The 21,068-nt window shown below is 61.3% G+C and carries 20 protein-coding genes; 13 read left to right on the top strand and 7 right to left on the bottom strand.

Translation table 11 applies throughout. The features are described from left to right. The first annotated feature begins 84 nt into the window (after positions 1–84). Positions 85–654: a phasin family protein gene (locus INR99_RS09795; protein ID WP_194116171.1), complete on the top strand. Its 570-nt coding sequence runs from the start codon at positions 85–87 to the stop codon at positions 652–654. A 51-nt stretch (positions 655–705) separates the two neighbouring features. On the opposite strand, the gene INR99_RS09800 is transcribed toward INR99_RS09795, so the two are convergent. Continuing rightward, a complete protein-coding gene (locus INR99_RS09800; protein WP_194116172.1) occupies positions 706–2,019 on the bottom strand; it encodes a hemolysin family protein in 1,314 nt (437 codons plus the stop codon). Between the two features lie 747 nt (positions 2,020–2,766). On the opposite strand from INR99_RS09800, the gene ettA reads away from it, so the two are divergent. The 11 genes from ettA (at position 2,767) to INR99_RS09855 (ending at position 14,821) form a co-directional block, all read left to right on the top strand. Then, on the top strand, positions 2,767–4,434 hold the full coding sequence (gene ettA, locus INR99_RS09805; protein ID WP_194116173.1) for an energy-dependent translational throttle protein EttA: 1,668 nt from the start codon (positions 2,767–2,769) through the stop codon (positions 4,432–4,434). Positions 4,435–4,538: 104 nt separating this feature from the next. Beyond that, positions 4,539–5,141 (top strand): chemotaxis protein CheD, encoded by a 603-nt coding sequence (locus INR99_RS09810; RefSeq protein ID WP_194116174.1) that lies wholly within the window; start codon positions 4,539–4,541, stop codon positions 5,139–5,141. A 163-nt stretch (positions 5,142–5,304) separates the two neighbouring features. Further along, positions 5,305–6,420 carry a methyl-accepting chemotaxis protein gene (locus INR99_RS09815; protein ID WP_194116175.1) on the top strand — a complete coding sequence of 372 codons (1,116 nt, stop codon included), beginning with the start codon at positions 5,305–5,307 and terminating at the stop codon, positions 6,418–6,420. A 21-nt stretch (positions 6,421–6,441) separates the two neighbouring features. After that, positions 6,442–6,810 carry a response regulator gene (locus INR99_RS09820; protein ID WP_194116176.1) on the top strand — a complete coding sequence of 123 codons (369 nt, stop codon included), beginning with the start codon at positions 6,442–6,444 and terminating at the stop codon, positions 6,808–6,810. A gap of 189 nt (positions 6,811–6,999) precedes the next feature. Further along, positions 7,000–7,281, top strand: a complete 282-nt coding sequence (locus tag INR99_RS09825) for an STAS domain-containing protein (RefSeq protein WP_194116177.1) — start codon at positions 7,000–7,002, stop codon at positions 7,279–7,281. Further along, positions 7,271–9,409, top strand: coding sequence for a chemotaxis protein CheA (locus INR99_RS09830; protein ID WP_194116178.1), 2,139 nt, complete (start codon positions 7,271–7,273; stop codon positions 9,407–9,409). Before INR99_RS09825 ends, INR99_RS09830 begins: the two co-directional genes overlap by 11 nt. A 49-nt stretch (positions 9,410–9,458) precedes the next feature. Further along, positions 9,459–11,093, top strand: coding sequence for a HAMP domain-containing methyl-accepting chemotaxis protein (locus INR99_RS09835; RefSeq protein WP_194116179.1), 1,635 nt, complete (start codon positions 9,459–9,461; stop codon positions 11,091–11,093). A gap of 17 nt (positions 11,094–11,110) precedes the next feature. Continuing rightward, positions 11,111–11,704, top strand: coding sequence for a chemotaxis protein CheW (locus INR99_RS09840; RefSeq protein ID WP_194116180.1), 594 nt, complete (start codon positions 11,111–11,113; stop codon positions 11,702–11,704). Further along, positions 11,691–12,488: a CheR family methyltransferase gene (locus INR99_RS09845; RefSeq protein WP_194116181.1), complete on the top strand. Its 798-nt coding sequence runs from the start codon at positions 11,691–11,693 to the stop codon at positions 12,486–12,488. The genes INR99_RS09840 and INR99_RS09845 overlap by 14 nt, the downstream gene beginning before the upstream one ends. Positions 12,489–12,527: 39 nt before the next feature. Then, positions 12,528–13,610: a protein-glutamate methylesterase/protein-glutamine glutaminase gene (locus INR99_RS09850; protein ID WP_194116182.1), complete on the top strand. Its 1,083-nt coding sequence runs from the start codon at positions 12,528–12,530 to the stop codon at positions 13,608–13,610. Continuing rightward, complete coding sequence (locus tag INR99_RS09855; RefSeq protein ID WP_194116183.1) at positions 13,607–14,821, top strand: EAL domain-containing protein; 1,215 nt, start codon at positions 13,607–13,609, stop codon at positions 14,819–14,821. Before INR99_RS09850 ends, INR99_RS09855 begins: the two co-directional genes overlap by 4 nt. Before the next feature lie 125 nt (positions 14,822–14,946). Here INR99_RS09855 and INR99_RS09860 read toward each other — a convergent pair whose 3' ends face one another. From INR99_RS09860 to INR99_RS09885, 6 genes are all read right to left on the bottom strand, one after another. Beyond that, positions 14,947–15,534: a histidine phosphatase family protein gene (locus INR99_RS09860; protein ID WP_194116184.1), complete on the bottom strand. Its 588-nt coding sequence runs from the start codon at positions 15,532–15,534 to the stop codon at positions 14,947–14,949. 83 nt (positions 15,535–15,617) lie between these two features. After that, positions 15,618–16,358 (bottom strand): NADPH-dependent oxidoreductase, encoded by a 741-nt coding sequence (locus INR99_RS09865; RefSeq protein WP_194116185.1) that lies wholly within the window; start codon positions 16,356–16,358, stop codon positions 15,618–15,620. A gap of 107 nt (positions 16,359–16,465) precedes the next feature. After that, positions 16,466–17,053, bottom strand: coding sequence for a TetR/AcrR family transcriptional regulator (locus INR99_RS09870; RefSeq protein ID WP_228098189.1), 588 nt, complete (start codon positions 17,051–17,053; stop codon positions 16,466–16,468). A gap of 74 nt (positions 17,054–17,127) precedes the next feature. Further along, positions 17,128–17,493, bottom strand: coding sequence for a gamma-glutamylcyclotransferase family protein (locus INR99_RS09875; protein WP_194116187.1), 366 nt, complete (start codon positions 17,491–17,493; stop codon positions 17,128–17,130). Positions 17,494–17,571: 78 nt separating this feature from the next. Beyond that, positions 17,572–19,266 (bottom strand): single-stranded-DNA-specific exonuclease RecJ, encoded by a 1,695-nt coding sequence (gene recJ / locus INR99_RS09880; RefSeq protein WP_194116188.1) that lies wholly within the window; start codon positions 19,264–19,266, stop codon positions 17,572–17,574. After that, positions 19,263–20,288 (bottom strand): hypothetical protein, encoded by a 1,026-nt coding sequence (locus INR99_RS09885; RefSeq protein WP_194116189.1) that lies wholly within the window; start codon positions 20,286–20,288, stop codon positions 19,263–19,265. The genes recJ and INR99_RS09885 overlap by 4 nt, the downstream gene beginning before the upstream one ends. A 90-nt stretch (positions 20,289–20,378) precedes the next feature. Between INR99_RS09885 and tsaB the strand changes: the two genes are divergently transcribed. Further along, positions 20,379–21,068 carry a tRNA (adenosine(37)-N6)-threonylcarbamoyltransferase complex dimerization subunit type 1 TsaB gene (tsaB, locus tag INR99_RS09890; protein ID WP_194116190.1) on the top strand — a complete coding sequence of 230 codons (690 nt, stop codon included), beginning with the start codon at positions 20,379–20,381 and terminating at the stop codon, positions 21,066–21,068.

Here is a 21,068-nt window from a genome sequence, read left to right on the forward strand (position 1 = left end):
CACCGCAACATACGACTGGTGTGCAGCGAAGCCTGGTCTTCCGCGATCCGGCTCACCCTTTTACCAGAAACGGAGAAACGATCCATGACCACCAACGCACAACAGCAATTCCATGATTTTGCCACCGAACAGGTTGAAACGGCACTGCGTTTTGCACGCATCTCGTTCGATACCACCGAGCGTCTGGGCAAACTGCAAATCGAAACCGCCAAGAACCTGCTGGAAGACAGCGCCAAGTCGGCCAAATCCTTCGCCCAGGTCAAGGATGCCCAGGAAGCCGTGGCCCTGAGCCAGAAGCTGAACGAAGCCGCTGTAGAACAAGCCATGGGCTTCTACCGCAATGTGTACGAAATCGCCTCGCAAGCCCAGGCGGAATTCACCAAGCTGGTCGAAGAACGCACCACGTTCTTCAACAAGAATGCCGTGGCAGGTCTGGATCGCTTTGTGAAATCCGCTCCGGCTGGCACTGACGTGGCTGTTGCCGCGGTGAAGTCCACCGTGCAAGCAACCGCCGCAGCCGTTGACAGCCTGACCAAGGCCGCCAAGCAAGTTGCCGACTTCGCCGATGCATCGGTGAAAGCCGCCTCGACCGCCACTGCAGATGCCGTGAAGACCGCCGCCAAGAAGAGCAGCGGGGCTTCGACCCAACACTAACAGACGGGTTTAACTCGCTGTGCGCAGGCCCCGCCAGGTGCGGGGCCTTTTCTATTGCGGTGACGGGGATCCTTGCTCCGGTTTGGTCATTCGGCGAGCCAGCAGTTTGTCGATGCGCGGGCCGTCCATGTCGACCACCTCCAGCACCCACCCTTCCCATTCGCAACATTCGCCTGTCGCCGGAATCCGTCCCAGCAGCTGCAAGACCATGCCCCCCAGGGTATGGTAGCGCGCGCGGTCCTCATCGGGGATCTGCTTGAGCCCCAGCAGATCCTTGAGTTCGGGGATCGGCATCGCCGCCTCCAGCAACCATGAGCCATCCTGCCGCGCCACGGCCCAGACATCGTCGCTGCCTTGCGCGTGAAATTCGCCGGTCATCGCCTCCAGCAAATCCTGCAAGGTCACCAGCCCTTCCAGATCACCATATTCATTGACGACAAAGGCCATCGGCAGTGCGGCGCCGCGGAACTGTTCCAGCAGCGCCATCCCGCTGAGGCTTTCCGGGACGAAATCGCATGTCTGCAGCTGATCCAGGGGCAAAGCACCATTCAGCCCCTTGAACTGGGCGGCCAGCAACTGGCGGGCATCCAGCACACCGAGCAAATTGTCCAGTCCACCGCGGCAAACCGGGTAACGCATGAAGTTGTGCGCCTCGATCCGTTGCAGGTTCCGCTCCAGCGGATCATCAAGATCAAGATAAACCAGATCGGCGCGCGGCGTCATCAGCGAGCCGAGCAGACGATCATCCAGACGGAACACATTGCGCACGATGGCATGCTCCTGGGCTTCGATCACGCCGGCCTGGGAACCTTCTGCCAGCAGGGCTTCGATTTCTTCTTCGGTTACCCCAGGCTGCGCATCATGGCGCACGCGCAGCAGATGCAGCACCGCGTGCGTGGACGCGGTCAGCAGCCAGACAAACGGGCGGGTAATGCTCGCGAGCAGCTGCACCGGCCAGGCCACCAGCCGGGCAATCCGCTCTGGGCTGATCTGCCCTAGCCGTTTGGGCACCAGCTCACCCAGCACGATCGAAACATACGTCACCACGATCACCACCAGTGCCGTTGCCAGGGGATGGGCCCATTTTTCGGCCACCCCTTCGAGCATCAGCCACTGCGCCAGCGGGGCAGCGAGCACCGCCTCACCGACAATGCCGTTGAGCAGGCTGATCGAGGTAATGCCGATCTGGATGGTGGAAAGGAATTTCGTCGGATCCTCCCCCAGCTTGCGAGCCAGCTGGGCGCCGCGGTCACCCGCCTCAGCCGCTTTGGCCAACCGTGCCTTGCGGGCCGTCACCAGCGCAATTTCCGACATGGCAAAGACGCCATTGAGCAAAACCAGCCCCAGCAGTAAGAGGTATTCCATGAATTTTGTGCATTCCCTGTACGCCAGCCCCGATGCGGAGCCTGGCAAGATTCTAGCCTGCCACGCGCGTAACGCCCAAGCCAACCCGGCTAGACAAAAAAAGCCCCGGATGGGTTCCCATCCGGGGTCAAGTGGCTACCCGCCGATCAGGCAGGATCACCGTCCAATGCATCGGAGCGGTCCGGGCATGGACCAGCCCGCCCCACGGGCAGGCGGCAAGGAAGGAACTTGAGGGGAAGGAAAAGCGCAGACAAGCCAGCGCACCGATGCAAGGCGGCGCGCAAGAGGCAGCCCGCCGGCAGACAGGCGGCCAGACGGGACACATCAACAGCAAAAGAACTCCATCCTCAATCGGGCCGGCTCATGGCCTGCCTCGAACCGCCATCTACGGGCGGCTAGTCAATCGGCTATTGTGCGACCCTTACAGAGTTTCGTCCAGCCTTACAGTGCTGGCGTTGCATTCCGCCCGCAATCGGCCCCTGGCGGCGCGCTAAATACCAAACACCGTATATCAAAAAATGATCGCATGTAATTGGTGATCCATCGCATACCTGCCGCCCAGGCTCGGAGGAGCCACTCCACCCGCCAGCGCGGCCCGAGCTTGCCGTTTTCCTGCTCAGCCACACGACGGGACAAGGCCGCAGCCGACTGAAATGCGAAGGCTGGCGCGCCGTGCAAATTGAATCTGGAGCCAACAGCGCCTAGAATCTGCGGGTTTGCAATCCCAACCTATCAAGGCAAAGCTTCATGGCCCAATACGTGATGTCGATGCTGCGCGTGAGCAAGATCGTTCCGCCCAAGCGCCAGATCATCAAGGATATTTCCCTCTCCTTCTTTCCCGGCGCCAAGATCGGCCTGCTGGGCCTGAACGGCGCGGGCAAGTCGACCGTGCTGAAAATCATGGCCGGCGTGGAAAAGGAATACGAAGGCGAGGTGCAGTGGCAGCCGAACCTGAACATCGGCTACCTGCCGCAGGAGCCGCAGCTCGACGCGGAAAAGACCGTGCGCGAGGAAGTCGAAAGCGGCATGGGCGAAGTGATGGATGCGCAGAAGCGTCTGGACGAAGTCTATGCGGCCTATGCCGACCCGGATGCCGACTTTGACAAGCTGGCCGAAGAACAGGCACGACTTGAAGCCATCATCGCCGCTGGCGCCAACGACAATGTCGAACTGCAGCTGGAACTGGCTGCAGACGCGCTGCGCCTGCCGCCCTGGGATGCCAAGATCGGCCTGCTCTCCGGTGGTGAAAAGCGCCGCGTGGCCCTGTGCAAGCTGCTTCTGTCCAAGCCGGACATGCTGCTGCTTGACGAGCCGACCAACCACCTGGACGCCGAATCAGTTGAATGGCTGGAGCAATTCCTGGTGCGCTTCCCCGGTACCGTAGTGGCCGTCACCCATGATCGCTACTTCCTCGACAACGCGGCCGAATGGATTCTGGAACTCGACCGCGGCGAAGGCATTCCGTGGAAAGGCAACTACTCCGGCTGGCTGGAGCAGAAGGAAGCCCGTCTGGCACAAGAAGCCAAATCCGAAGCCGCCCGCGCCAAGGCCATGAAGCAGGAACTGGAATGGGTGCGCCAGAACCCCAAGGGGCGTCAGGCGAAATCCAAGGCACGGATTGCCCGCTTTGAAGAGCTTTCCAGCTACGAAACCCAGAAACGCAACGAGACGCAGGAGATCTTCATTCCGGTCGCCGAGCGCCTGGGCAATGAAGTCATCGAATTCGAAGGCGTCTCCAAGGGTTTTGGTGATCGCCTGCTGATCGACAACCTGAGCTTCAAGGCCCCGCCGGGTGCCATCGTCGGCATCATCGGCCCGAACGGCGCCGGTAAATCGACCCTGTTCAAGATGATTGCCGGCAAGGAACAGCCGGATGCAGGTAGCGTGAAGATTGGCCAGACCGTGCAGATGGCCTTTGTCGAACAGACCCGCGAAGGACTGGAAGCCGACAAGACCGTGTTCGAAGACGTGGCCGGCGGTCTCGAAATGATCCAGGTCGGCAAGTTCGAAATGAGCAGCCGCGCCTACCTTGGCCGCTTCAACTTCAAGGGCGGCGACCAGCAGAAGAAGGTCGGCATGTTGTCTGGCGGTGAACGCGGCCGCCTGCATCTGGCCAAGACGCTGCTCAAGGGCGGCAATGTGCTGCTGCTGGATGAACCGTCCAACGATCTGGACGTGGAAACCCTGCGCGCGCTGGAAGACGCACTGCTGGAATATGCGGGAACGGTGTTCGTGATCTCGCACGACCGCTGGTTCCTCGACCGGATCGCCACGCACATCCTCGCGGCCGAAGGCGATTCACAGTGGACATTCTTCGACGGCAACTATCAGGAATACGAAGCCGACAAGAAGAAACGTCTGGGTGAAGAAGGTGCCAAACCCAAGCGAATCCGCTACAAGCCGGTGACCCGCTGAGCATTGCTGTGCCCCTGTCAAGGCGGCCAGCCATCCGATGCCACGCCCGACACGGCGTGGCTTTTTTTTCTATGCTACAGCATCACGTGCAGCGGACTTACCGGATGCCCCCCTCGCCTGCGCCAGCCCATCCGCTGCACTATCAGAGTCCGCGCCAGCTGGAAAAGCTGGCCAGAGTCATTCATGCCGGTGAGGTTGCTGTAGAGACGGCGCGACCGATCGCAACCCTCTTGGGCTCGTGCATTTCTGTTTGCCTGTACGACGCCAAACGGCAGGCAATGGGGATGAACCATTTCATCCTGCCGGACATTCGTCGCGATCACACCTCGGCCACGGATCGCGAACTCTCGGGAATGGCCTCGCTGGAACTACTGGTCAACGCCATGCTCAAGGCCGGTTGCAGCAAGCAACGGCTGGTTGCCAAGGTCTTCGGCGGCGCGCAAATCCTGCCGTGCCTGCTGCACAATGTCGGAATACAGAATATCGACTTCACCTATAACTGGCTGCGGGCGGAACGCATCCCGGTGCAATCAGCCGATGTGGGTGAACAGCTCGCGCGCAAGATCGTTGCCAATCCGGCCAACGGCGACGTGTTCTGCCGACACATTGCCGCAGCCCATCTCCAGCATGACTTGCAACGCCGCGAACAGGCTTACGCCGAGCAGCTGCAAATCCAGCTGGCACAGCGCCAGATCCGCTTCTTCTAAATACAACGCCCCGTATTAGCCTGAAATCCAGTTAATTCGCCAAATGCAACCACATACCCAGTAAATCCTGACTGCATAACACACACCTTTCTGGCATATCCTTGTAATGGCAAGGGATTTGACTAGGCTGGACTATACCCGTGTCAGCCATCTCGGAGTCTTCATGCCGGTCACTTCCCGCTTCATTGCCCAACTGCTGTGCACTGCCATTGCGGTGATTGCCCCGCTCTGGCTTGGCAGTGGTGTGTCGGCCTGGGTGCTGGCCGCACTGGGCGCGGCCAGCGGCCTGTACATGCTGATCGGGGCGAACACCACTGTCAGCGACAATGCCGTTCCCGAGCTCGTGACCACCGCCGTCACCCGCGAACAGCCGGACTCCGGCAGCGCCGAGCGCCTGCTGGGCCAACTGCTTCCACTTTGGGAGCACAATCTTGCGCTGGCACGCGACCAGACCGAAACGGCCGCCAATGAACTCGTTCTGCGCTTTGGTGACATTCTCGAGCAGCTGAAACAGGCTCTGGGCAGCGAGCAGCATGGCTCACGGCAGATCGTCACCATCATCGAACGCGGCGAGCAGGAACTGCTGGCCATTTTTGCGCGGCTGGCCGAAGGCTCGCAGGAAAGGCAACAATTCCAGACTGAAATCAGTGCGATGGCCGGTTTCATGGCCGAACTGCAGCGCATGGCCAGCGACGTGGCCCAGATTGCCGGCCAGACCAATCTGCTGGCCCTGAATGCCGCCATCGAGGCCGCCCGCGCCGGTGAAGCCGGCCGCGGCTTTGCGGTCGTTGCCGACGAAGTGCGCAAGCTCTCGACCCTCTCGGGCGACACCGGCAAGCACATCCGGGAGAAAGTCGAGACCATCGGCGCTGCCATGCGGAATATCCTCACGCAAAGCAGCGCGCTGGCCAGCCGAGATCAGCAACTCATTACCCAGAGCAACGACACCATTCACCGGGTGCTGGAGCAATTCACCCAGGCCTCATCCCTGCTTTCGGCCGATCTCGACAGCATGCGCGGCACCAGCCAGCGTGTCGAGCAGGACATCACCGAGGTCATGGTCAATCTGCAATTCCAGGATCGCGTCAGCCAGATACTCGGGCACCTGAGTGCCGACATGCAAAAACTGGCGGATGCCGCCAGCCGCAACACCCTGGCGAGCCAGAATGTTGACGAGTGGATCCGCACCCTGCGCGCCAGCTACACGACGCTGGAACAGCACCAGCATCCCGCGCATGGCGGCGCGGCCGCTGGGGCGTCAGGCGTGACCTTTTTCTGAGCAAACACGACGGGGAGCACCATGAGTAAAACCATACTGATCGTCGATGATTCATCCAGCCTGCGCACCGTTGTCGGACTGGCACTCAAAGGCGCCGGCTATGAGGTCATCGAAGGCTGTGACGGCAAGGATGCGCTGGCCAAACTGGACGGACGCAAGATCCATCTCGTCATTTCCGACGTCAACATGCCCAATATGGATGGCATCAGCTTCGTCAAACAGATGAAAACCCTGCCAGCCTACAAGTTCACACCGGTCATCATGCTGACGACAGAATCCGGGGCCGACAAGATGAATGCCGGCAAGGAAGCCGGCGTCAAGGCCTGGGTAGTCAAACCCTTCCAGCCGCAGCAGATGCTGCAGGCAGTGCAGAAGCTGATCCTGCCATGACCCTGCCCCAGGGTGCTGGCGGCGCTGCAGCAGGGATCCATGCCAAACCTTAGCCTAGTCTGAACAGGGCAAGCCATCCCGGCGCCAAAAACACAATACATGGCAACCTATATCCAAGTAAGCACCAAAACAAAAAAATTCTAGCGGCATACCCTTCCATATCTTGAATGGAACCTTGTGGAGTGAATGATGCTGACGCTTGACAATGAGCAGACGATTTTCCAGATCGGCCAGACTCACCAGTTGCTGCATGAGGCACTGGAGGCGGGCGGTGTGCTGGAAATCGGGCTGCAGCAGGTCGAGGAATGCGATTCCTCCCTGATCCAGTTGCTGTGGTGGCTTAAACAGGAGGCGCAGGCACGTCAGCGCCCCCTGCAGTTCGTCAATCCGTCTGACTGCGTACTGGAGATCGCGTCCGTGCTGGGAATGCACGGGCTCTTTGCTTCCGAAGGAGTCAGCCATGAGCATTGAAGCCGGTCTGCAGGCCTTTATTGACGAGGCGCGCGAACTGCTGCAGCAGATGGAAGCCATCCTGCTGGATGCCGAAACGGCCCAGGCCGATGCCGAAGTCATGAATGCACTGTTCCGTACGGTGCACACCATCAAGGGCTCGGCCGGCCTCTTTGCACTGGACGCGGTCGTGGCTTTCACCCACGAGGTGGAAAACGTGCTGGATCAGGTGCGGGGCGGCACACTGGCACTGAGCGACACATTGGCCAGCGTACTGTTGCGCTGCCATGATCACCTCGAAGCCATGATTGCAGCACTGGGACGCGGGGGCCAGATGCCTGACGAAGCCGCTGGTGCGGCGCTCCTGAGTGAGTTGCATGCTCACGCTGCCCTATCACCCAGCCAAGCAGCGCGCACAGCCCCTGCACAGACCGCCCCGGCCACTGCTGACCCGGAGCAGCATGACTGGCTGCTGTATCTCGGGCTCAGCGGCGATCTGCTCCACCATGGCATCGATCCGGCAGCCCTGCTGCGCTATCTCGCCAGCCAGATCCGGATTGTCCAGGTGCTGCCATTGCCACAGAATTGGCATGGTACAGGCGGCTTCGATCCGGAACACAACTACCTGCACTTCGCCCTGCACCTGCAAGGCAATACGTCGCGCGAACAGTTGCTCGATGTCTTCGAATTCGCCCGCGAGGGCAGCTGCATACTGGCTTGCCCGGTGGCAGAGGCAAGCCCTTATCTGCAGGCCATTGCGGCTGAGACCCCTCCCGACATGCTCGCTGCGGCCTCCACGGCCTGGCAGCAGCTGGGCTGGAGCCCCCAGGTGCAGGCAGCCCCGCGCCAAGAGGAGCCTGAAGCATCCGGCACACCGGTAGCGGCGGAAAACGGGCCCGCCACGGTGAAAAAGAGCAAGCCGGCAGAGAAAAGTGGTGAATCGCATTTCCTGCGCGTCGAGGCCGAGAAACTCGATACGCTGATCAACCTGATCGGCGAACTCGTCATTGCCGGCGCGGCCGGCAATCTGCTGGCCAAGCAGGCCGGTTCCAGCAGCCTGCTGGAATGGAGCCAGGGCATCAGCAACCTGATCGAGCAGATCCGTACCGGGGCACTGTCGATGCGCATGGTGCAGGTGGGGGAAATCTTCAACCGCTTCCCGCGCGTAGTACGCGACGTAGCCAAGGAGCTTGGCAAGCAGATCGAGCTGAAGATTTCCGGCGCCGATGCCGAGCTCGACAAATCAATGGTGGAAAAACTGGGCGACCCCCTGATGCACATCGTGCGCAATGCCATCGATCATGGGATCGAGCCCGCCGAAGTGCGCCTGGCGCGTGGCAAGCCGGCCCAGGGCACTGTGCAGCTCAACGCCTACCACGAATCGGGCAGTATCGTGATCGAAGTCAGCGACGACGGCGGCGGGCTGAATCGCCACAGGATTCTGCAAAAAGCCGTCGACCGCGGCCTGATTTCAGCGGATGCACAACTTGCCGAACAGGAAATCTATGCCCTGATTTTCGAGCCCGGGTTTTCCACCGCCGAGCAGATCACCAACATTTCCGGTCGCGGAGTCGGCATGGATGTCGTACGCCGCAGCATCGAGCAGCTGCGCGGCATGATCACCATTGAATCCGAACTGGAAGTCGGCACGGTCTTTCGCATCCGGCTGCCACTGACGCTGGCGATCATCGACGGCTTCATGGTCAAGGTAGCCGAATCGGTGTTTGTGGTGCCGCTGGAAGCCGTAGTCGAATGCGTCGAACTGCCACCCGAAATGCATCCGGATGACAGCAGCAACTGCCTGAACCTGCGCAACGAGCTGCTGCCGCTGCTGCGGCTGGCCACGTTCTTCGACTTGAAACCGTCCACTTCCGACAAGCGCAATGTCGTGGTGCTGCAAATCGGCGACCGCAAGGTTGGCCTGGTGGTGGATGTGCTGCTGGGTGAATTCCAGACAGTGATCAAGCCACTGGGGGACTTGTTCCGCAGCCTGAAGGCGATCGGTGGTTCGACCATTCTTGGCAATGGCCAGGTGGCACTGATTCTGGATGTCAACGAACTGGTGCAATACGTGGTCATGCGCGAGAGCGCACGCTACGGACTGGAAAAAGACCGGGATCCGCAGCTGGCGGCCCTGCCTGGCAAATAACAAGCGCAACGCACAAATCTGCAAATCGATTGGGAAACAGGAGAGAACAATGGGCAACACGAAAAGCATGAGTGTGGCACTGCGGCTGTCACTGGGCTTCGGCCTGGTGGTACTGCTGCTGGTGGTGGCCGTGATGGTTTCGCTGAACGGGCTGCGCCGGGTCAGTGATCAGGTCAGCTACATGCTGCATGATTCCAACCCGCGCAAGGCCATGGCCGAAGACACCAATTCGGCACTGGACACCATGCGCATCGACTATCGCACCATCCTGCTGGAAACCGACACCAGCGTGTTTCCGCCGATTGTTGCCAGCTATGAAGCGGCCAAGAAGGATTTCTACGAAAACCTGAAAAAGCTCGACGAGGATATTTCGACCGACGATGGCGCGACGGCCAAGGAAAAAGAGCTGCTGGCGCAGATCCGGGAACAGGTACCACCGGCCATGCAGGCCATCGAGCAAGCCTTCAAACTCGGCGCGGAAAACAAGGCGGAAGAAGGCATTCTGGTGATGCGCAATTCAATTCCGATCGTGAAAAAATTGAAATCCGCACTACTGGGCATGTCCGCCGAACAATCGCACCTGAATGAACTGGCCGGCAAATCCGTCGAACAGACCCTCGCGACACTGACCATCGTGCTGATGGTGGTTGCCGGTATTGCGGTGCTGCTGGCTGGCGTGACGGCCTGGCTGATCACCCGCTCGCTGACACGCACCCTGGGCGGGGAACCGGATCAGGTCGCGCGCATCATGAACGAGATGGCGCAGGGCGAACTGAATGTCGAGCTGAAGCTGCGCCCCGGTGACAACAGCAGCCTGGCCTATGCCATCAGCCAGATGGTCGAGCGTCTGCGCGGCATCATCATGGATGTGAAGAACAACGCCGACAACCTGTCTGCTGCGGCACAACAGTTGTCTTCCACCTCGCTGGGATTATCGCAATCCGCCAGTGAATCCGCCGCCAGCATCGAGGAAACCTCATCGTCCATCGAAGAAATGAGCGCCTCGATCAACCAGACCAACGACAATGCCAAGGTCACCGAAAACATCGCCAGCAAGGCGGCCCGCGAAGCTGCCGAAGGCGGCACTGCGGTCAATGAAACCGTGCTGGCGATGCGCCAGATCGCCGAAAAAATCCGCATCATCGATGACATTGCCTACAAGACCAATCTGCTGGCGCTGAATGCGGCGATCGAGGCCGCCCGTGCCGGCGAGCACGGCAAGGGCTTTGCCGTGGTCGCCGCCGAAGTACGCAAGCTGGCCGAACGCAGCCAGATTGCCGCACAGGAAATCGGCGGGGTTGCCTCCAGCAGCGTGGCGCTGGCTGAACGCGCCGGAACACTGCTGGAAGAAATCGTTCGCTCCAGCACCAAGACATCGGATCTGGTGCAGGAAATCGCAGCGGCGGCCAATGAACAAGCCAGCGGAGTCGGACAGATCAATAGCGCGGTGCAGCAGATCAATGGCGCAACGCAGCAGAACGCCTCGTCCAGTGAAGAACTGGCTTCGACCGCCGAAGAGGTCAGCGGGCAGGCTGCAAGCCTGCAGGAAACAGTGAGCTTCTTCCGCATCGACGGCGCTGGCAGCCGCTCTGCCAGCGGCAGCAAGCCCCGTCGCCAGGAGCTGACCCAGCCCTCCCGACGCCCTTCGGCGCCGCCCAGCGAACATGATTTCGTGCGTTTCTGAGCCGGAGGTGCTGCACCATGTCTGCACTCACCTTGCAGCGTCAGAATGATCAGTCGACCGCGCATGCCCAGGCAGAGCATGCCGCGGAAGTGGCACAGTATCTGTCGTTCCAGCTAGGCGGCGAAACCTTCGCGATGGGCATTCTCAATATCCGGGAAATTCTGGAATATGAATACCTGACCGAAGTGCCGCTGATGCCGGACTTTATCCGTGGCGTCATGAATCTGCGCGGTGCCGTGGTGCCGGTCATCGATCTGGCCCTGCGCTTTAACCGGCCGCGCACCGAACTGGGCCGCCGCAGTTGTGTCGTGATCGTGGAAGTGGATGATCCCGAAACCGAAACCCAGCAGCTCATCGGCATTCTGGTCGATGCCGTGCACGAGGTGCTGGCCATCAGCGAACAGGAGATCGAAGCACCCCCCCAATTCGGCAGCAAACTGCGCACCGATTTCATCGCCGGCATGGCGCGGGTGGACAACCGGTTTATCGTGCTGCTGAACGTGCCCAAGGTGCTGTCGGTGGAAGAAATCACCCTGCTGGCAAGTTTGCGGGAGCATCCCGAGGGAGGTGGCCCGGGCGAATTGCCGGTGGTGGGTGATGCAGCTCAATGATGCAACTTTCCTGCGCTTCAGCAACTGGATGCGTGAACGGGCCGGGGTGAACCTGCCGCTGGAAAAAAAACCGCTGCTACAGCAGCGGCTGCTGAAACGACTCAATGCCCGCAAGGTGTCGAGTTATGAAGCCTATCTGCGCATTCTGGGCGATCCGCGGGAAGATCATGAGCGCGAGATGGCGATTGATCTGCTCACCACGCATGAAACTTTTTTTTTCCGTGAAAGCAAGCATTTCGACTGGTTGCGCGATACGGTGCGCCAGCAGTTTGATTCGCGGCCTCTGCACATCTGGAGTGCCGCGTGCTCCAGCGGCGAGGAAGTCTGGAGCCTGGCCATGCTGCTGGCCGATGTGCGCGGACTGGATGCCGACTGGCGCATTACCGGCAGCGACATCAGCCTGCCCGTTCTCGAGAAGGCCCGCATGGCGCATTACCCTCTGACCCGCACCGAAGGCATCCCGCAGCCCTATCTGAAAGCCTGGTGCCTGAAAGGGGTTGGCAGCCAGCATGGCACACTGCTGATTGATCCGGCCCTGCGCAAGAAAGCCGATTTCCTCCAGGTCAATCTGGCACAGGCCCTGCCGGCCATTGGCCCCTTCCAGATTGTTTTCATGCGCAACGTGCTGATCTATTTCGATGTTCCAACCAAGCTGGCCATCATTGAGCGGGTCATGAGCCGGATCGCCCATCATGGTTATCTGGTGGTCTCCCATTCGGAAAGCTTGCAGGGGCTGTGTCCGGGATTGCAGGCTCTGCGTCCCGGCGTATATAAAAAACTGTAAGCACCTGCATATTGCCGGCGCTACGGACAAGGATGACGCATGATCAAGGTGCTGATAGTCGATGATTCTGCAGTAGTACGGCAGGTAGTGACTGACATTCTGGAGAAGGCCGCCGGCATCAAGGTCATCGGGGCTGCCAGCGATCCGCTGTATGCCCGCGAACGGATGAACCGCGAATGGCCGGATGTGATCGTGCTGGATGTGGAAATGCCGCGCATGGATGGCATCAGCTTTCTCAAGCAGCTGATGGCCGAGCGCCCGACCCCCGTGGTCATCCTCTCGACACTGACGACACAGGGCTCCGAAACGGCAATCGAAGCCTTGCGCGCTGGCGCCATCCAGGTTCTGGCCAAACCCTCGCTGGGGGTGCGCCAGCAATTGCAGGATGATTCATCCTCGCTGGTGCAGGCGGTGCGCGCCGCCTCGCTGGCCGTGATGTCCCGGATCCGTACGGCAACGGCGGCAAGCCCGATTGATGCCACAGCCAGTCTGATTCGCCCCAAGCTCAATGCCGATGCGGTACTGGCTCCTCCGACCCAGGGCGCGATGATCCAGACCACCGAACGCATCGTGCTGCTTGGTACCTCGACCGGCGGCACGCAGGCACTGGAAGCGGTTCTTACCCGGCTGGGTTCAACCTGCCCGCCGCTGGCCATCGTGCAGCACATGCCGGAATCCTTCACCGCCTCGTTTGCCCGCCGGCTCAACGAGCTTTGCCAGATCGAGGTCAGGGAGGCCAGTAACGGCGAGCGCATGCGCAGCGGGCTGGCATTGATTGCGCCGGGCGGCAAACATCTGATGATCAAGCGCAGCGGTGCACAATACCTGGTTGAAGTCGTCGATGGGCCGCTGGTCAGCCGGCACAAACCGTCTGTGGATGTACTGTTCCGCTCCGGTGCCAAGTTCGCCGGCCGCAATGCCATCGGCATCATCATGACCGGCATGGGCGATGATGGCGCCCGGGGGCTAAAGGAAATGCACGATGCCGGTGCCCGCACCTACGCCCAGGATGAGCAGAGCTGCGTGGTGTTCGGCATGCCCAAGGAAGCAATCCGTCTCGGGGCTGCGGATGAAGTGGTTCCGCTGAACAGCATCCCCGGCATTATCGAGCGGCGATCATGAACAATCCGACTTCGCTGCAGGTTTACATCGTCGACGATTCCTCGGTACAACGCGAGCATGCCAAGCGCATCTGTACCGAGGCCGGACTGCAGCTCGCGGGCTTTGCCGAAGACGGCTTGCAGGCGCTGATGGCACTCAAGCAGGGGGAAGTGGCGCCCAATCTGCTGCTACTTGATCTGGAAATGCCCGGGCTCAACGGACTCGGGCTGCTGCAAGAGCTGATCCGGCTGGACATGCCTTTGAGCGTCATTGTCCTGAGCAGCCGGGAAGGTCCCTTGCTGGCCGCTATTGAGCAGCTGCGGGGATCGAGCCGGGTACGGATCCTCGCCTCCTTGCAAAAACCGCTCAGCCTCGAAAAACTGACCCTGGCACTGCACGAAGCAGACATGCACAGCCAGCCGGACTCACCTGCTCCGGAGCTGAGCGAGAGCGAGTTGCGTACGCTGTTCACCGACACGGCGGTCAATTTGCGCTACCTGCCCCATGTTGCACTGGGCAATGGCATGGTGCAGGGCTTGCTGGCCGAACCATTCTGGCATACGGGCCCGCAACTGATCCGGGCCAGCAACATCTATCCGCAGATCCCTGCCTCCGTCAGCGAGCAGTTACTGCTGGATACCCTGATCCGCCCGGCCTTGCGACACATTCAGCACCTGCGCAGCCGCGGGCTGAAGCTCACCCTGCGCATTCCCGTGCCCCAGCGGCTGCTGCTGCAACGCTTGTTCCCGGCTTTGCTGCTTAATGAACTGCACGCACTGGATCTGCCCCCGACTGCAGTCAGTTTGCTGGTCGAAGAAGAAACCCATCCCTTGAATGTGCCTTTGCTGATGAGCATCAGCCAGTTACGGCTGCAAAACTGCAATATCTGCATCCGCGGCTCACTGCATGGGGTGGGCTGGCTCGACCAGCTGGGGCTGGGCTACGCCCCTTTCAACGAGATCCTGCTCGATCCGCTGTTCATCCAGCGCGCCACTGCGCGCGAATTCACCCAGATCCTGCTGGAAGGACTGCTGCTGATCACCCGCAAGCTGAATATCCACAGCCTGGCTGAAGGCATCAGTGACCCGCTGCAATGGCAGACACTGCTGCAGCTCGGCTGTGCCAGCGGCAGCGGCCCGCTGATTGGCGAATGGCTGGACATCGAAGCCGTGCCAGGCTGGATACGCAGCAACAGCGAGCGCCTGCGCGCCTGCAGCCAGCCGGCCGGCTAAGGTGTAGCGATGCCACTGTACCCTTCAATGCCAAAATGCAGGGTATAGGCACACAATCCAACAAAATAGCGCCCCTTGGCCAGATACACTACAAGCAGCCGAATAGCCGCAGTTAATGAAACGGGTTAGAGACAGCTGATGCGCTCAATACGCCCGCCCTGCAGCCGGAAAAAGGCGTCTTGCGGCATATCCTGCTGCCAGAGTTCCGCCTGCGCCATGCGGGCGTACACACCGCGGAAAATCCGTCCCAGCAGGCCATGCGCCACCACGATCATCCGCTCGGGTAGCTGTGGATCGGACAGCCAGTGTTCGATACGGGCCACGATCTGCGCATAGGGCTCGCAGCCCGGGGCGTGAAAATACCAGTCGGGCAGCTGCTCCAGCGCCGGATGCTGCGCGAATACTTCGGGAACGCAGCGCTGCTCCCATTCGCCGAAGCTCACTTCGATCAGCCGCGCATCGATGGTGATCTGGTCTGCCGGCAAGCCCAGCTCTGCCGCCACCAGGCGTGCCGTATGCCGGGCACGCGGCAAGGGACTGGACAGGATGGCCCAGGATTGCGGATTGTCCAGCTCGCGCTTGAGGGTTAGCCCCATTGCGCGCGCCTGCGCCAGCCCCAGCTCGGTCAGCGGTGAATCGCAATGCCCCTGCATGCGGCGCTCGGTATTGAACGCCGTCTGGCCATGGCGCAGCAGATAGATAGTTCGATGCATGAGCAAATTCCAATTCCAGGGAAAGGCAAGGCCGCCAGCTTAGCGCCAGCGCCCTGCCCGTCCAAGGGAAATATGTCCTTTGCCTACTGCTCGAAGCCGAAGCCCTGCCGGCGCGCCACCGGGGCAACCTTGGGGAAATAGATCTGCTGGTAGAACTGCGCGGTATTGTCCGACCAGTTCTTGCCATCCGGCCGGCCGATATCCTGCCAGTATTGCACCAGGGTTGCATCGTAGGCATCGATGCTCGGGCGGATTAGCTGCGACTGGTAGGTTTCGTGATGCACGAAACTCTCGCGCGGCAGCCGCGGTTTCAGCGGGCTTTCCTCCTCGATGTAACCCAGCGCCAAACCGACAATCTGGAAGGTATTTGCCGGCAGATCGAGTAGTTCGATCATTGCCTGCGGATCGCGCCGGATACCCCCAATGGGTACTACGCCCAGACCGGCTGCCCGCGCGGCAGTCATCAGATTACCCAAAGCAATCCCTGCATCAACTGCGCCCACGCCAAAACCTTCGACGCTCTGCTGGATCTGCTGCTCGACCCCGGCCTTGGCCAGCGCGGCGGCAGTTTTGTGAAAATCCACCAGCACGGTCACAAATACCGGAGCCTTGGCAATCCACGGCTGGCCACCGGCAATCTCGGCAATGCGCTGCCTGCGGGCGGCATCCTGCACCACCACCAGCGAAACCTGCTGGCCGTTGATCGAGGTCGGGCCGCGATAGGCGGCATCCAGAATGGCGTCAAGCAGCTGTGGCGCGATCGGCGTGTCGCGGTAACTGCGCGAGCTGCGGTGCTGGTGCATCAGTTCAAGCATGGTATTCATGATTACTCCTAACTACTAGACCGGTCGTCTAGTTTCAGTTTCAGAAAAACCGCCAGGTCATGGCGGTACTTCGGTTTATCCCAACTGCAAACAATCAGCGCAGCAGATCAGTCCTGTCCCAGCAATTGCGCGGTGAGCACCAGTGCCTGTTGCTGGCTGGCGGCATCGTGCTGCACCTTGCTGCGCAAGGCACTGCCCAGCCAGAGGCTATAAAGATTGCTAGCCAGCTGTGCGGCATCCAGCGAACGCACAATCGAGCCTTCCTGCTGACCACGTGCCAGACATTCGGCCAGCCGTGCCACGATGCGGGCCGTGCCACGCGCCAGTTCTTCGCGCATCGGCTCGGAGAGATCCGCCACCTCGCCGGCAAGCTTCACCACCAGGCATCCCGGCATCGCGCCTTCGTTGCTGTGACAGTGCTGCCAGCCGGAAAAATACGCCAGCAGGCAGTCGCGGGCCGAGCCCTGCTCCGGGCAGAGCAACCGCTGCAACCGCTCGTCATAGTGCTCGAAGTAGCGCTGCAGCAGCGCGACACCGAAACCTTCCTTGGAGGGGAAGTAGTGGTAGAACGAGCCCTTGGGCACCCCTGCAGCAGCAAGAATTTCAGCCAGCCCGACCGCGGCAAAACCCTTGCCGAGCAGAATGGCCGTGGCGGTGGCCAGCAGGTGTTCGCGAGTATCGGTCTGGGTACGCATCATGGACGAGATAATATTAGACCAGTCGTCTAGATGCAAGCCGGCCCGATCACCTTCCGATCAGCGGCAAGCACTCAGTCAATGATGAATACGCCCTGCCGCAGCCGGTTGCCGCGGGGCTGGCCGGCAAAGTAGATCCAGGCGAGCAGCTCTTCGCCCGATGGCCCGCGCACCGGCACCTGCTCGCGCCGGTACTCCAGCGGATGCCCTTCCAGCTCGTCCAGATCCAGCAATGTAGCGTAATCCAGCAGATACAGTTCGCCACGCACCGGATAGCTGGCTTCGTCGCGGACCAGGTGTGGCACACCCGATTCGGCATACAGCGTATACCAGTCGATGGTTTCGGCTTCACCAAGGAAAGTGGCATTACCCAGCCAGCGGTGATTCCAGCCGCCCCGCTTGAGCGTGCCATACACCAGCACGGTAATCGGATGGATCATCAACACCTCCACCATACTGTTTGGCGTATTGGCTCATACGCCATTATTTCCGTAAGTCAGGGGTGCATACCCCGGAACTCAGAAACAATGCTCGATCTGCAGCTGCACATTGCGCTCGCCGCGGAATTCATTGATTCCAATACGATACGCCGCAGCAATCGTTTCCGGTAGCGGTTCGGCGTGCGAAAAGCGCATCGCGTCGAATACCTGGCCATACGCAGTCGCCAGGCGCAACTTGAGGTGCTTCTCGCCCACCAGCCGCTGCTCGACCACCCGGAACTGCCCGGTAAACAGCGGCGGCGGAAAACCCTGCCCCCAGACCTGCTTTTCCAGCCGTTCGACCTGCGCGAAGTGAAAGCCCTCCTGCGGAAGCTCGCCATCGGTGTCGAGCACCTGCTCGGGCGGACGCCCTTCGAGCAACTCGGCACAGACTGCCTCGAAGGCTGCGGCAAAGCGTGCAAAATCCTGCGGCAGCAACGATAAACCCGCCGCCATCGCGTGACCGCCAAAACGCTGGATCAGCCCGGGATGGCGCTTGCTGACCAGATCCAGTGCATCCCGCAGATGCAAGCCCAGAATCGAGCGTCCCGAGCCCTTGATTTCCTGGTCACTGGCCTGCGCAAACACGATGGTCGGCCGGTGAAAACGATCCTTCACCCGTGCCGCCACGATGCCGACGACGCCCTGATGCCAGTCCGGCTGGTAGAGCGTAACGGCAAACTGCGCACCGACATTCACGCCCGCCAGAATCTGCTCGGCCTCTTCGCGCATATCGGTTTCGATCTCGCGGCGTGCCCGGTTCATGCGATCCAGCTCGCGGGCCAGCGGCTCGGCCGCCGCTTCGCTGCCAGCCAGCAGGCAGGCGATGCCCAGGCTCATGTCATCGAGCCGGCCTGCGGCATTGAGTCGCGGTCCGAGTGCAAAGCCCAGATCAAAGCAACCGGCCCGCGCCGGGTTGCGGCCGGCCACCGCAAACAGGCTCAGCAGCCCCGGCACAGCCCGCCCCGCGCGGATGCGCCGCAGCCCCTGCTCCACCAGTATGCGATTATTGCTATCGAGCTTGACCACATCGGCGACCGTGCCCAGGGCAACCAGATCCAGCAGGCAGGCCAGATTGGGTTCGGCAGTGCCGGCAAAGGCGCCGCGTTCACGCAGCACCGCTCGCAGTGCCAGCAATACGTAGAACATCACGCCGACACCCGCCAGATGCTTGCTCGGGAAGGCACAGCCCGGCTGGTTCGGGTTGACGATCAGCGCCTCGGGCAGGGTATCGCCAGGCAAATGGTGATCGGTAATCAGCACCTCCAGTCCCAGTTCGTGCGCACGCGCAACACCGGCCACGCTGGCGATGCCATTGTCGACCGTGATCAGGATATCCGGCTGGCGCTGGGCGGCCTGCTCGACGATTTCGGGGGTCAGTCCGTAACCGTACTCGAAACGGTTGGGAACGATGAAATCGACGACCCCGCCCAGCAATGCCAGTCCGCGCAGGCCAACAGCGCAGGCTGTTGCGCCGTCGGCATCATAATCGGCCACGATCAGCAGTTTCTCGCGCCGGGCAATCGCATCCGCCAGCCGTTCGGCCATCTCACGGGCGTTCTTTAGCGGCTGCCAGGGCAGCAGCCGGCCGAGCTCATGCTCAAGCTCCGAGACCGATGCAATGCCGCGCGCCGCGTAGATGCGCGCTTCCAGCGCGCTCAACCCCTGCTGCTGCAGCAGGCCAGCCAGCGTGGCATCGACCGGACGGGGCTGCAAATGGATGGGGCGGCTCATTTCGGCAAACCCGCACGTTTCCAGAATTGCCAGCGACTGGCCGGGGTCAGCTCGCGCGCCATGCCCAGCTCCGGGAATTCGATGCGGATGAATTCCAGCTCCCGGCCTTGCCAGGCGGCGAGCAAGGGCGCAAACCAGTTCAGCTCCAGGGCCTGCCAGCAGGCAAACCAGCCGACCGGGTCATTGCCCTGCAAGACCGGCAATGCCTGATCGAGGACGGCATGGCGAACGCTCGATGCAAAGCTCGCCGGCAGCGCCGCGGCCGACTGCCCGGCAGCGTGCTGGATTGCCGCCAGTAGCGGATCATCCGCATGCAGCATGGGCGCGAGCGCCGGCAACGGTGCTGGCAGCGGCCACTCCCCCAGGCCCGAGAACCATACGCCGCTAATCAGAGGTTCACCCGCTGCGGAGCGGGCATCGTTCACCGGATGCGTGTAGAACAGCATCTGGATCTCATTGATCAGGCCATGCCAGAACAACGCGTCAGCACCTTGCGGCATCGCCTGGTTGATGCTGCGTCCGGCGACCTGCTGCAGGGGAACGAAACTGACCGACGGGCGCTGCGGCAAACGGAGATACCAGCGCCCTGCCGCGTCATCAGCCAGTATCCAGCCCTCCCTGGCGAAATGCTGCTGGAGTGCCGCAAACAGCTGTTCACGCTCGTCGCTGCGCACCTCCTTGCTGCGCAAGGGCTGCAGCACCAGCTGATCATTGTGCAGGTCCAGATTCACGGCATCCATGCGCAACCAGCAACCGGGCTCCGGGGCTGTTCCACTGGCCGCCAGCAGCAGCGCGGCTTCGGGCAGTTCGCCTGCGGGTGCACGCTGGGCAATCCAGCCGGCATAATCGGCCGTGGCAAGCGGCACCCGCCGCCCCTGCCCCCAGAGCCGTGCCAGCGCTGTGAGTTTCAGTTCTTTCAGGGCGGCGGCATTGATGGCCGGATCGGGCCAGCGCCAGCCGAATACAGTCAGTGTGACCGCACGCTGCGCAGCGGCAGCAGGAGGAAAAGGAGAATTCTGCATGGGCGCAATCTTAGCATGAAGGCGCTACCCGCTCAGTCGGGGCAAGCGGCATGCTAAACTCGCGGTTTGTGATTTCAAATCTGCTGCTGCATGGCCTACCTCGCGCTTGATACTGCCACCGACTACCTCTCGCTTGCCGTGAGTACGCCTTCGGGCATCGTCTGCCATGGCGAAATGGTCGGGCAGAAACACGCCGAGCTGACGCTACCGCGCCTGCAAGACCTGCTCACGGCAACCGGCACGGAACTGGCCGATCTCGAAGGCATTGCCTTTGCCAGCGGGCCGGGCTCGTTTACCGGTTTGCGCATCGGCTGCGGGATCGTGCAGGGGCTGGCCTTCACACTGGGGATTCCGGTGCTGGGGATTTCCACACTGGAAGCACTTGCACAGGCCAGTGGACAGGAGCGCGTCATCACCTGTCTGGATGCGCGCATGCAGCAGGTCTACGCCGCAGCCTACGTCCGCAGCGAATCAGGCTGGGTGTCGGTGTGCGAGCCTGTGGTATGCAACCCCGAGGCGGCACCGGTTCCGGATGGCTCTGGCTGGCATGCCTGTGGCAGCGGCTTTGCCGTATTCCCGGAAGCACTACAAGCCCGCTTTGCCGCCCAAGCGACAGCGTTCGACGCTGCGCTGCGCCCGAGTGCCGCCCAGCTGCTCGAACTGGCGATGCCCCGTTTTGCCGCCGGACACGGCCTTCCTGCCGCGCAGGCAGAACTGGTTTATCTGCGCGACAAGGTGGCACTGAAAACGGCCGAGCGCCAGCAGGCAGGTGGGCACTGA

It is taken from the genome of Chitinilyticum piscinae (assembly GCF_015223195.1).
Taxonomy (GTDB): Bacteria; Pseudomonadota; Gammaproteobacteria; order Burkholderiales; family Chitinibacteraceae; genus Chitinilyticum; species Chitinilyticum piscinae.

Coding starts and splice junctions, on each gene's coding strand:
- INR99_RS09795 (WP_194116171.1), top strand. CDS start 85: ATGACCACCAACGCACAACAGCAATTCCATGATTTTGCCACCGAACAG.
- INR99_RS09800 (WP_194116172.1), bottom strand. CDS start 2,019: ATGGAATACCTCTTACTGCTGGGGCTGGTTTTGCTCAATGGCGTCTTT.
- ettA (WP_194116173.1), top strand. CDS start 2,767: ATGGCCCAATACGTGATGTCGATGCTGCGCGTGAGCAAGATCGTTCCG.
- INR99_RS09810 (WP_194116174.1), top strand. CDS start 4,539: ATGCCCCCCTCGCCTGCGCCAGCCCATCCGCTGCACTATCAGAGTCCG.
- INR99_RS09815 (WP_194116175.1), top strand. CDS start 5,305: ATGCCGGTCACTTCCCGCTTCATTGCCCAACTGCTGTGCACTGCCATT.
- INR99_RS09820 (WP_194116176.1), top strand. CDS start 6,442: ATGAGTAAAACCATACTGATCGTCGATGATTCATCCAGCCTGCGCACC.
- INR99_RS09825 (WP_194116177.1), top strand. CDS start 7,000: ATGCTGACGCTTGACAATGAGCAGACGATTTTCCAGATCGGCCAGACT.
- INR99_RS09830 (WP_194116178.1), top strand. CDS start 7,271: ATGAGCATTGAAGCCGGTCTGCAGGCCTTTATTGACGAGGCGCGCGAA.
- INR99_RS09835 (WP_194116179.1), top strand. CDS start 9,459: ATGGGCAACACGAAAAGCATGAGTGTGGCACTGCGGCTGTCACTGGGC.
- INR99_RS09840 (WP_194116180.1), top strand. CDS start 11,111: ATGTCTGCACTCACCTTGCAGCGTCAGAATGATCAGTCGACCGCGCAT.
- INR99_RS09845 (WP_194116181.1), top strand. CDS start 11,691: ATGCAGCTCAATGATGCAACTTTCCTGCGCTTCAGCAACTGGATGCGT.
- INR99_RS09850 (WP_194116182.1), top strand. CDS start 12,528: ATGATCAAGGTGCTGATAGTCGATGATTCTGCAGTAGTACGGCAGGTA.
- INR99_RS09855 (WP_194116183.1), top strand. CDS start 13,607: ATGAACAATCCGACTTCGCTGCAGGTTTACATCGTCGACGATTCCTCG.
- INR99_RS09860 (WP_194116184.1), bottom strand. CDS start 15,534: ATGCATCGAACTATCTATCTGCTGCGCCATGGCCAGACGGCGTTCAAT.
- INR99_RS09865 (WP_194116185.1), bottom strand. CDS start 16,358: ATGAATACCATGCTTGAACTGATGCACCAGCACCGCAGCTCGCGCAGT.
- INR99_RS09870 (WP_228098189.1), bottom strand. CDS start 17,053: ATGCGTACCCAGACCGATACTCGCGAACACCTGCTGGCCACCGCCACG.
- INR99_RS09875 (WP_194116187.1), bottom strand. CDS start 17,493: ATGATCCATCCGATTACCGTGCTGGTGTATGGCACGCTCAAGCGGGGC.
- recJ (WP_194116188.1), bottom strand. CDS start 19,266: ATGAGCCGCCCCATCCATTTGCAGCCCCGTCCGGTCGATGCCACGCTG.
- INR99_RS09885 (WP_194116189.1), bottom strand. CDS start 20,288: ATGCAGAATTCTCCTTTTCCTCCTGCTGCCGCTGCGCAGCGTGCGGTC.
- tsaB (WP_194116190.1), top strand. CDS start 20,379: ATGGCCTACCTCGCGCTTGATACTGCCACCGACTACCTCTCGCTTGCC.